Source organism: Nostoc sp. PA-18-2419 (genome assembly GCF_005869855.1).
GTDB lineage: Bacteria > Cyanobacteriota > Cyanobacteriia > Cyanobacteriales > Nostocaceae > Nostoc.
Window position 1 is genome coordinate 18084 of sequence record NZ_SZNH01000054.1, and the last position, 10505, is coordinate 28588.

The following is a 10505-nucleotide window of genomic DNA, read 5'->3' on the forward strand; positions in this document are numbered from 1 at the left end:
AATTAAATGACTTTATTTAAGTGGTCTAAGCTGATCGGTGCGATTTGCGCGATCGCAATTATCCTGTATGGTTCAATCGGGCTTTCCCAATCCCCTCAACCATCGGTGCGGCTAACAACTAATCCACCGATTAATCAGGTTCGACCCCTTGAAGCTGAAGCCACCACAGTGTTGGGTTCGGGGCACTACAATCCGCCAGTGCAACTGATGCTGCAAGCTGTAGATGCTCAAGGGCAATCTTTAAAGAATGCCAAAATCCACTTGCAATTGTTCACCAATCCGAAAAACCCCTGGTTCACAACAGATTTTCCAATTGTTGAAGGAACAAAGTTGCTAGACATTGAGGGCAATGCACCAACAGGTCAGTTGCAGGTTCAACAAACCCTACCAATCCGGGGAACATATCAACTCTTGGTAGCAGTTACTCCCCTCGTTGCGAATGCGTTTGAGCCAATTGAGCAAAAGCTGACGCTGACGCTGCCTGAAAATCCCTTAAAGTTCCGCTACTTTGGTATCCTGGTTGTAATTTTGCTCTTGGTTGGGCTACTAGGAGGTTGGGTGATTGGTGGTAGACAAGCGATTCAACCGGGAGAAATTGCCCCGCAGCAGGTGCGATTATTGTTAAGTGGATTGATTGTGGTTGCGATCGCTGCGCTTCTATTCGTCAACATCAGTGCTGAACTTGCCGAATCGCATCATATGTCGATGCCAGAAATGGCAGAAGAAGTTCCGCCCTCTAGTAAGCCTGCTAAATTAGAGTCTCAAGGACTTTATATGCAACTATCGGGTGACCAAAGTGCAACGGTGGGTCAACCTGCTAAGTTGCAGGTTAGCGTCAGCGATCCCAAAACTAGCCAACCTGTAACAGATGTGGTGTTGAAGGTAACAACTACCCAACTGGAAAATAACTGGGTGGCATTTGCTTATGAAGGTACTCCAGACAGCAATGGAAAATTAGTGTGGGAGCAGGAGTTCTTTGACGGTGCCCCGCATAGCATTATTGTCGAAGTTGCACCGCAAGCAAACACCACTCGGCAATTTCAACCATTCCAAGTTGCAGAGAATATACCAGTTGAAGGTGTCGCCCCGCCGATGTCTGTCCGGTTGATTTCGCTAACTTACTTCACAGCAATTGTGGTAATTGGTTTGCTGCTAGGACTGTGGCTGCGACATAGGCAGACTCCGCGTAACGATTTAACTTGGAAACGTAGTGTTTCCTAAGTCAGTGTGCAACGGGCTTTATTACTGTGCCATTTGGTTGTAAATACATTTGCCCTTAGTTTCTTTATTCAATGACCGAACAAACTCATAGCCTAAAATCCATGTCGGATACCATTGATGATTCGACATGGATTTTTATAAATACAGGATGAGAAATTGAACGGGATTAATTTATCTATGAATCATCAACACATTATATTTGTCTGCACAATCTGTGGAAGTAGCGATCGCACAAAACAGGATGTTGCTAAAAGCGGTGGTGAACAGCTTTTAGAGAAACTACAAACCCGATATCAAGATTGGATGTTGCAAGACGAGTTCTCGATTCAACCCGTTGAATGCATGGGTGTTTGTGACCAGGCTTGTGCAATTGCTTTCGTCTGTTTTAACAAACACACTTATTTATTCGGCGATCTGCCTAGTGATGCTGAATGTGTAGAGAATACAGCAACAGCCGTACTTGAATGCGCTAGTCAATATCACGCCAAGCCAGATGGTTTGCTACCATACACCAAGCGCCCGGAACTCCTCAGAGCTGGAGCGATCGCCCGCATTCCACCTCTACCGCCATGTCAATAGACATTGTGTACTTGTAAAACGCTGTAAATAGCTTATACCTGATCAATAATTTATTGCTGCCATTTAGTTCTTAAATACTATGAGTTGCATTATTTATAATTCAATACGCTTGGTATTAAAGCCAAAAACCTTAACCTGCCTAAGTTAAGGAGCCACTGCGTAGGGCGGGTTACCCACACTACTTGCCACACAGAGGTAAAATACGCAAGGCAGTGGCTCGACTTGTTCGCTTTTAGCATTCCCATAGGAGAACTCAACATTTTTTGGGGTTTGTTAGGTTTGACTTCGTACCTCTACAGGCTTGAGTGAACCGTATTGATTTATAATTTAAATAGAAGCAATTGCAAATAATTTTCAATTTTTTGGTGCTAACTGTTTAATATCATGCCCAACAACTTAGCTCTGGGTAAAGAGCAACTTTGGAGTCGCCGTCAATTACTGAAGCTGGGCTTAGCAGGAGTAGGAGTAACTGGTGTAGCCGGACTTTGGCAAATGCTGAATCTACAAAGTCAGTCAATCGTCAAAGTACCGCCACTCGATATGGAAGCATCAGACGACGCTGCTAACCCAATGAAGATGCTAAGGGATTTTGATTATGGGACGGTGAAGCAAGAAAATGGACGTACTGTCAGAGAATTTCAGTTAACTGCTGGTACTTCCATCATCGAACTCAATAGTGCTGTCTCTTATAATATTTGGGATTTAAACGGTCGCATACCAGGGCCAACGCTAAGAGCAAAACAAGGCGATCGCGTGCGAGTGCTTTTTCTCAATAACGCTGGACATTCTCACTCTTTGCATTTTCACGGCGTTCATCCGGCAGAAATGGATGGTATTCGTCCAGTCAGCAATGGAAAAGCCACAATTTATGAATTTGATGCTGAACCTTATGGCGTTCACTTATACCACTGTCATATTGAACCAGTTACTCGTCACATTGCTAAGGGACTGTATGGGATGTTCATCATCGATCCACCTACTCCTCGTCCTGCCGCTGACGAAATCGTATTAGTGATGTCTGGGTATGACGTGAATGACGATAGCCATAATGATTATTACGCCTTCAACGGCCAGCCTCATCATTTCATGCATCATCCCATTCCTATTTATCAAAATCAGTTGATTCGGCTGTATGTCCTCAACATTATTGAATACGATCCAGCAGTAACCTTTCACCTCCACGCCAATTTCTTTGATGTCTATCGCTATGGCATGAGTATGACTGCTAGCGAGAAAACAGATGTGATTACGATGGGTATCGCTGAAAGGCATATTTTGGAATTTGCTTTTCGTTATCCAGGTAAGTATATGTTTCATCCTCATCAGGATGCGATCGCCGAAAACGGTTGCATGGGTCAATTTGAAGTAATTGCTCAGAGCAAATCTGGCAATAATGTTAACAATTCATAACAAAATTTTGGTAATCCTTAGTCAAGTTAAGCACAAGGTAGATAATTCATAATTAATAAAATTTTAAATCAAATAGTTGATAAAGAATATCATTATATGCGAAAGTAAAATCTATGACAATTTGTCAAACAAACTATTTTTTAGTAATAGTTTGCAGCATTTGAACCAATACCTTTTAAATTGTGCGAGGAGCAGAAATGAAAAAATTTCGCTACATCTGTTTAACAGTGGCAGCTGCGGCAATAGTTACTTTAAGTTCTTGTAGCAGTACACCAACCGCAGAAAACCCCTCAGCACCCAATACTAGCCCGCAAGCTACAGAGGCAGCAAATAATAGCAATCATAGCGGTCATGGTAGCAAAGAAAAGATTAACATTAATTCTGCTATCTTGTCGGAATTAGATAAATTTGAAGCCAAGTTAGGTATACCAGCTTTATCTAATAAAATTCAGGCAAATCGCCCTTATGGCAGTCCACAAGATTTAGTGACTAAAAAAGTAATAACTCAAGAGCAGTTCGACCAAATTCAAGACCAAGTTAGTGTTCAAGAAGTGGTGCTAACAGGTGAGGCAAAAGATGTTGACTACATGTCTAAATTAGGCTTAATGAAAGGGCATCTTTTGGTAGCACAAGAACTGCTAGATCAAAATCAGCCGAAACAGGCAGAACCTCATATTGGGCATCCAGTTGAAGAGATTTACGTTGATGTAGAAGACCAACTTAATGAGCGCAAAGTCAAAGAATTTAAAACAACTTTGGTGAGTTTGCAAGATTTAGTAAAATCTAATCCCAAGGATAGCAAAGTTAAAACTAATTTTACTTCTTCAGTGCAAGCAGTAGATTCCGCGATCGCAGCATTACCACCAGCTGAGCGTTCAAAACCAGGATTTGTATTACAGGTAATTAATGAGTTACTAGATTCAGCGAACTCAGAATATGGCGCAGCGATCGCAAATGGCAAAATATCCGCAGCAATAGAGTATCAAGACTCTCGGGGATTTGTCATTTATGCCAATGAATTATACAAAGGAATTACTAGCCAAGTAGCTCAACAAGATGCCGAAGCAGATAAAGCGATTAATGCTACTTTCACTGAACTGATAAAAGTTTGGCCTGCTGCCATTCCACCAGCTAAACCAGTCAAGACTCCAGAGGATGTTACCAAATTAGTGAAAACGATTGAGGAAAACTCTCAAAAAGTGATTGATAAATCTAGTTCCCAAGTATAGGGATTATATTTTGATTTAATGGGAAGCCTAGTCTCAGGAGTTTAAAATGAGGAAATAGTTAAGAGTTAAAAGTTAGGAGTTAAAAGTTAAAAATTATCAATTCCTAACTCCCAATTCCTAACTCCTAACTCTTAACTAACTGTACTCTATTTGTCACTTTGACTAACAACTGATGCAAGAACTCGATCAGAAAAAAACCATTGACCTGCTGAATGCCATCATGGAATTTGAACTAGCAGGAGTAGTACGCTATACACATTATTCCTTGATGGTGACTGGTCCTAATCGCATTCCCATCGTGGCTTTCTTCAAAGCACAAGCAAGCGAATCTTTACTTCATGCTGAACAAGTAGGAGAAATTCTCACAGGTTTAGATGGGCATCCCTCCTTAAAAATTGCTCCAATGGAAGAAACCTATAAGCATACAGTCAAAGATATTTTGGCAGAAAGCTTATCGCATGAAAAGAAGGCATTGGATCTGTATAAAACTCTCCTTGAAACTGTCAACAATGCCAGCGTTTATTTAGAAGAATTTGCTCGCGGCATGATTGGACAAGAAGAGATGCATAATCTCGAACTGAAAAAGATGTTACGCGATTTTAGTTAATACTCATTAGACGCGATTAATCGCGTCTGTCATTAGTCAAAAATAAATGACTAATGACACGCAAAGTCACGACTCGGAGCTTTTGCCGAACACATGCCACTGAAAAAGTTAGGAAACCGTCTAACGCAGTGGCTCAACTTTGCAGGAGAGGATAAAAGACTAATGATTAATGACACGCAAAGTCTGAGCGGAGCTTTCCTTTGAACAGACAGCAGTTCCTTTAAGCGGGGGAACCCCGCCAACGGACTGCCTCAACTTTGTAAGAAAGGACAAACGACAAAGGACAAAAGATGAATTTTACCACTGCTCTACCTACTTTTGTGATTACACTTCGAGAAGGAGTGGAAGCTGCCCTTGTTGTGGGAATTGTGCTAGCTTTGCTTGAAAAAGCTAAAAAATCCCGATTGAATTCTTGGGTATATGCTGGTGTCGCCGTTGGTATTGTGATTAGTGCCTTGATAGGTGTGCTATTCAGTTGGATAATTCAAGTAGTGGGGGCTGCTAATCCTCAATATACTTCCGTAGTTGAACCAGCATTGGAAGGTGTGTTTAGTGTATTAGCGATCGCAATGCTCAGCTGGATGCTAATCTGGATGACTCAACAAGCCAGATTTATGAAAGCGCAGGTTGAGGGAGCAGTTACCCAAGCACTGGCAGGAAACTCAAATGCAGGTTGGGGTGTTTTTAGTTTAGTTTTTATTGCTGTTGTTCGTGAAGGGTTTGAAACAGTTCTGTTCATTGCTGCTAACTTTCAACAAGGATTAGTACCTAGCATTGGCGCACTTGCAGGTTTAGGAGTGGCGATCGCTATAGGTGTGCTTTTATTTAAATGGGGCATTAAGATTAACATCCGCCAGTTTTTCCGAGTAATGGGCGTTTTATTAGTCTTAATTGTCGCTGGGTTAGTAGTTTCAGCTTTGAAAAATTTTGACGATGCTGTGGCTAACTTTGCCCTCAGCAGTCGTGCTACCCAAAGCCTTTGTTTCTATTACGAACGCTTTACTAAAGTCCATTCCTGTATTTTGGGGCCAATGGTTTCAAATACTTCCGCAATTTTACCTGACGAACAGTTTCCTGGCATTATTCTCAAATCTTTATTTGGCTATAGCGATAATATTTATCTTGTGCAAGCCGTGGGCTATGTAGCGTTTTTACTTATCATTGGCGGACTATATTTCCGCAGTCTTGGAGGTGGCTTTTTTGATAATAAAAAAAATATTCTATCTCGTCAAAAGCCAATTACTTATACAAAAGATTAAAACATATTAATCATGTTGTAAGTACTACTTTAACGTGAGTTTGACGAACCTATCTCTGTGTTGAACTTTAGTTAAAGTCTGTCCCTCTTTGAATCGGAGAAGGAGAGTTTTGCCTAGTAAAACCTCTTAGAGGTTTTTTGATTGAGCCAGCCAAATGCCAAATAGTTATAGGGCTACCAAAAAGCCCCCACTATAGTGATCAAGCCAAGCGAGTCGTTTAGTGGGGGTAGTTTACATTGTAATATTCCCGTTGAACACGTTTTCGTGTCACACCATTTCCCAAAAATAATGATACAGATCCAAACCCAGGAACCCAAACTAAATCAGACTTTTTTAATTACGAATTACGAATTGATCTCAGTGTATATAACCTTGGCATACCTTTGTTCCTAATGGTGATGTTTGTACCATCTATCCATCCAAACATAATCCAGAGCCAAACCTAAATAATTAACAAGTTGCCCAATGACAGATGACAAAAAAACAAAAATTTCCTTACTTACTTGGTTCTAAATGGACAGCACAGCAAGAAGTAGACGGATGGAGACACTTCCAAGTAGTCAACCGTAAAAATCAAGGTAAGTGGGTGTACGCTGAAATGGTGGCTGCCTGCGATCCTAAAGTTCGTTTCTGGATAAATGCCAAATTATTACAAGATAACTCTCAGTGGCAAGCTGGCTGGCAAACATTACAGGAAATCAAGGAATTAGAAGATAATGTATCTTGATTGCTTCAAATAAATAAACTGAGTAAACTGAGATTCATCTCAAGTAACATACGTCTTTAGGTTACTTGACATCTCGACTAATATTTTGATTTCACATTAATGGGGCAGTTTGAACGGTCGCAAATTTCAGACTCAAGTTTCTGGTTCGACACCGAAAGCTTTTAAGCTTTCTGCCAAGATTTTTGCCCGTTGTTCTGCTTCCACCTGCCGCTGTTCTGCAAAAGCCGCGCGTTCTTCCAATTCTCGGATGCGTTCTTCTGGTGTCAACAATCTTTGTCCTTCCTGGTCATACCAGTACAACCACTCCCGCGCTATACCTTGATAAATTCCTCGTTCTCGCCCAATTCCTAAACCAATTTCTGGTAGCCAAACAGGGTCTGCTGACATTAAATCTGACATTAAAATATATTCCCCATCAACTAAGCGATACACTTCCAAAGGCGACTTTTTCCGCCGTAAGGGATTGTAGACAACGTAGTATAAAATTCCTAATTCTTTGGCATAGAATTGTTGCTTGGTGGTGTATTCTCCTCGATGGATTTGAGAAACAACTTCCAGTACCAAAATTGGCAGTTTTTTTTCTTCCCACAATACATAACTCAAGCGTAAGTCTAATCCTTGGGAGAAGGCTTTGCCTACATCAATAAAACGTTGGACTCCTAAGCTGAGAAACCCATCAGGGGCGATAGCTGGTTTGTCTGGGTGATAATAAATACCCATATTAACGCCAAAGAACCAATCCCAGCGATCGCACCAAGCTAAAGCCAGTATTGTTTTCAGCAAGCCCGGAATTGAATTTTGTAGTTCATTATCCACAGGAATATCATCACAGTCGGGTAGTTCTTCGGAAGATGGCAAACAGTGCAGCGGATTGTAGTTTAACATGAGTTATTTTGCTACATCTGATTTTAATTTCTAGATAATCAATTGATATGCGTTCGCATAGTAACAATCTAAAAGTATTTTGAGCGATCGCTGTCTTTTCTTCAGTAGTCAAACATAAATAAGTATAATTTTTCTGTATACGTAAATTTATGATACTGGGGATTGGAAAATGACCAATGACCAAAAAGGGCAGGTACAAAACCCGCCCTAAAAATAATATTAATTGAAATTAGTGACCTATCTAATTAGCAATTTCCGGCGCACTCAAAGAAATTTTTGGCGCTTCTGGTTTTTGTTGTGCTAATGTCGGCACGGAATTACGCAATCTTGCTGTCAATTGTACAGTTGTGGAGTCGTACATCTGAGTTAGCAATTTCGGATAGAAACCAATACCAATAATTGGCACTAATAAACAGGCAATGATAAATACTTCACGGGGTTCAGCATCTATCAAAGCTTGGTGAGAAACCAATTCTTCATTTTCTTGTCCGTAGAAAATTTCTCGTAACATCGACAGCAGATAAATTGGAGTTAAAATCACCCCAACTGCCATCAAGAAAACCACAATAACTTTGAAGGTAGAGCTATAAGCATCACTAGTAGCAAAGCCCACAAATATCATTAATTCTGCTACGAAACCGCTCATTCCTGGCAATGCCAAAGATGCCATTGAACAGGTAGTGAACATGGCAAAAATTTTCTGCATTCTCTTACCGACACCGCCCATTTCATCCAACATCAGGGTGTGTGTCCGGTCATAAGTTGCGCCAACCAGAAAGAACAAACTCGCCCCAATTAACCCGTGGGAAACCATTTGCAATACTGCTCCACTCAATCCCAAATCGGTAAAGGAAGCAATCCCAATGGTAACAAAACCCATGTGAGAAATTGAGGAGTAGGCAATTTTTCGCTTTAGGTTGCGCTGGGCAAAGGATGTCAGGGCAGCGTAGATGATATTTACTACCCCCAGAACTACTAACACTGGTGCAAAATAAGCGTGGGCGTCAGGTAGCATTTGGGCATTCATCCGAATCAGAGCGTAACCGCCCATTTTGAGGAGAATACCTGCTAGTAGCATGTGTACAGGGGCTGTAGCTTCACCGTGGGCATCCGGTAGCCAGGTGTGCAAAGGAATAATTGGCAACTTGACAGCGTAGGCAATTAGGAAGCCACCGTAAATTAAAAGTTGGAAATTGAGGGCGTAGTCTTTTAAGCCAAGCGATCGCATGTCAAATGTGACTGTATCGCCATAAAAGGCCATTGTCAAAGCACCAACCAAAATAAACAGCGAACCGCCAGCAGTGTACAAAATAAACTTGGTCGCTGCATATTGTCGCTTTTTGCCTCCCCAAATTGCCAGCAGCAGGTAAACCGGAATCAATTCCAGTTCCCACACCAGGAAAAACAGCAGCATATCCTGGACGGCGAAGACGGCAATTTGACCGCCATACATCGCCAACAGCAAAAAATAAAATAGCTTGGGCTTGAAGGTCACAGGCCAAGCTGCTAGAGTCGCGAGGGTAGTAATGAATCCAGTCAAAATAATTAGAGGCATGGACAAGCCATCAGCCCCTACTGACCAATTCAAATCGAGTTGCGGTACCCAGGGGTAACTCTCCACCAACTGCAAATTTGGATTGGAGAAATCGTACCCAGTATAAAAAGCGTAAACAATCAGTGCAAAATCTATCAGCCCAATAATCAGGGAATACCAGCGCACTGTTTTGCCGTCTTTATCTGGGATGATGGGAATCAGTAGTGACGCCGCTATCGGAAACAGAATAATCGTCGTCAGCCAGGGGAAATGAGCTGTATTCATCGCAATTCGTCTGCTATCAAAATCATGTTTGGCAAAAAGTCACTAGTTATTAACTAACAGCTTTTTGGGGATTTGGTCTTGCTCGTTAGGTTGATTTAATTAAATTGCCGATCCCCGATTTTTTGATTGGGAGTCTTTTTTGACTAAAAAAGCAATTTAGTGCAAAAAAGCATGACAGGAGAAATAACCTATGATAACCGCAAAAATTGCCAGTCAGATTTGTTATGTCACCAACATAGATGCAGAAACAACGAATGTACTTGTTCCTATAGAACTTTGGCAATCACAAATGATCAATATTTGGCAGTATTAATAAATACCTAATTGTTACTGATTGTGAGAAATTATTCTTGAATATTTGCATACTACATTTTGAAGTGTACAATATGGGCATGAAAATCCGGTCTAGCGGCAAAATTGAGCCGACGCAAAAACAAAGATACAACCCATTTCTTCAAGCTTACTGATTAAGTCTCTTCATTTCATACAGCGGTTTTCAATTGAGTAGACTACAAAATGTATAAACTAGAAGAGTAATAAAAATACTCACAGTAATGCCTGCTGCCTACTCAAATGATCTACGCCAACGGGTAATTGATGCTTATACAGCCAAGGAAGGGTCACTTCGACAACTTGCAGACCGCTTTCAAGTAAGCTTATCGTTTGTCCAACGGTTAATTCGTCGCTACCGAAATATAGGACAAGTGACTCCAAAACCTCATGCAGGTGGAGCGATCGCTAAAATCACAGTCGAGAATTTATTAACAGT

The 10505-nt window shown here is 41.2% G+C and carries 11 protein-coding genes; 9 read left to right on the forward strand and 2 right to left on the reverse strand.

Annotation, left to right across the window (positions count from 1 at the left end; translation table 11 throughout):
- Nucleotides 1-6 precede the first annotated feature (6 nt).
- From FCR06_RS29630 to FCR06_RS29660, 7 genes are all read left to right on the forward strand, one after another.
- Entirely contained in the window at nucleotides 7-1221 is a 1215-nt protein-coding gene (locus FCR06_RS29630; protein WP_138506184.1) for a hypothetical protein, read from the forward strand.
- 177 nt (nucleotides 1222-1398) lie between these two features.
- Complete coding sequence (locus FCR06_RS29635) at nucleotides 1399-1800, forward strand: DUF1636 family protein (RefSeq protein ID WP_138506186.1); 402 nt, start codon at nucleotides 1399-1401, stop codon at nucleotides 1798-1800.
- Between the two features lie 384 nt (nucleotides 1801-2184).
- Entirely contained in the window at nucleotides 2185-3210 is a 1026-nt protein-coding gene (locus tag FCR06_RS29640) for a multicopper oxidase domain-containing protein (protein WP_138506188.1), read from the forward strand.
- A 197-nt stretch (nucleotides 3211-3407) separates the two neighbouring features.
- On the forward strand, nucleotides 3408-4439 hold the full coding sequence (locus tag FCR06_RS29645) for a helix-hairpin-helix domain-containing protein (RefSeq protein WP_138506190.1): 1032 nt from the start codon (nucleotides 3408-3410) through the stop codon (nucleotides 4437-4439).
- Between the two features lie 172 nt (nucleotides 4440-4611).
- Entirely contained in the window at nucleotides 4612-5046 is a 435-nt protein-coding gene (locus tag FCR06_RS29650; protein WP_138506192.1) for a bacterioferritin, read from the forward strand.
- A 290-nt stretch (nucleotides 5047-5336) separates the two neighbouring features.
- The gene (locus tag FCR06_RS29655) at nucleotides 5337-6305 is read left to right on the forward strand and encodes an FTR1 family protein (protein ID WP_138506194.1); all 969 of its coding nucleotides are present in this window, start codon (nucleotides 5337-5339) and stop codon (nucleotides 6303-6305) included.
- Between the two features lie 472 nt (nucleotides 6306-6777).
- Nucleotides 6778-7032: a TIGR02450 family Trp-rich protein gene (locus FCR06_RS29660; protein ID WP_138506196.1), complete on the forward strand. Its 255-nt coding sequence runs from the start codon at nucleotides 6778-6780 to the stop codon at nucleotides 7030-7032.
- Between the two features lie 132 nt (nucleotides 7033-7164).
- On the opposite strand, the gene FCR06_RS29665 is transcribed toward FCR06_RS29660, so the two are convergent.
- Nucleotides 7165-7917: a Uma2 family endonuclease gene (locus FCR06_RS29665; RefSeq protein ID WP_138506198.1), complete on the reverse strand. Its 753-nt coding sequence runs from the start codon at nucleotides 7915-7917 to the stop codon at nucleotides 7165-7167.
- 241 nt (nucleotides 7918-8158) lie between these two features.
- On the reverse strand, nucleotides 8159-9736 hold the full coding sequence (gene ndhD1, locus FCR06_RS29670; protein WP_138506200.1) for a photosynthetic/respiratory NAD(P)H-quinone oxidoreductase subunit D1: 1578 nt from the start codon (nucleotides 9734-9736) through the stop codon (nucleotides 8159-8161).
- A gap of 190 nt (nucleotides 9737-9926) precedes the next feature.
- Here ndhD1 and FCR06_RS34455 point away from each other — a divergent pair, with 190 nt between their 5' ends.
- Nucleotides 9927-10049 carry a hypothetical protein gene (locus FCR06_RS34455; RefSeq protein WP_262984722.1) on the forward strand — a complete coding sequence of 41 codons (123 nt, stop codon included), beginning with the start codon at nucleotides 9927-9929 and terminating at the stop codon, nucleotides 10047-10049.
- 241 nt (nucleotides 10050-10290) lie between these two features.
- On the forward strand, nucleotides 10291-10505 hold a 215-nt coding region (locus tag FCR06_RS29675; protein ID WP_138506202.1), incomplete at its 3' end, for a helix-turn-helix domain-containing protein.

Coding starts and splice junctions, on each gene's coding strand:
- FCR06_RS29630 (WP_138506184.1), top strand. CDS start 7: ATGACTTTATTTAAGTGGTCTAAGCTGATCGGTGCGATTTGCGCGATC.
- FCR06_RS29635 (WP_138506186.1), top strand. CDS start 1,399: ATGAATCATCAACACATTATATTTGTCTGCACAATCTGTGGAAGTAGC.
- FCR06_RS29640 (WP_138506188.1), top strand. CDS start 2,185: ATGCCCAACAACTTAGCTCTGGGTAAAGAGCAACTTTGGAGTCGCCGT.
- FCR06_RS29645 (WP_138506190.1), top strand. CDS start 3,408: ATGAAAAAATTTCGCTACATCTGTTTAACAGTGGCAGCTGCGGCAATA.
- FCR06_RS29650 (WP_138506192.1), top strand. CDS start 4,612: ATGCAAGAACTCGATCAGAAAAAAACCATTGACCTGCTGAATGCCATC.
- FCR06_RS29655 (WP_138506194.1), top strand. CDS start 5,337: ATGAATTTTACCACTGCTCTACCTACTTTTGTGATTACACTTCGAGAA.
- FCR06_RS29660 (WP_138506196.1), top strand. CDS start 6,778: ATGACAAAAAAACAAAAATTTCCTTACTTACTTGGTTCTAAATGGACA.
- FCR06_RS29665 (WP_138506198.1), bottom strand. CDS start 7,917: ATGTTAAACTACAATCCGCTGCACTGTTTGCCATCTTCCGAAGAACTA.
- ndhD1 (WP_138506200.1), bottom strand. CDS start 9,736: ATGAATACAGCTCATTTCCCCTGGCTGACGACGATTATTCTGTTTCCG.
- FCR06_RS34455 (WP_262984722.1), top strand. CDS start 9,927: ATGATAACCGCAAAAATTGCCAGTCAGATTTGTTATGTCACCAACATA.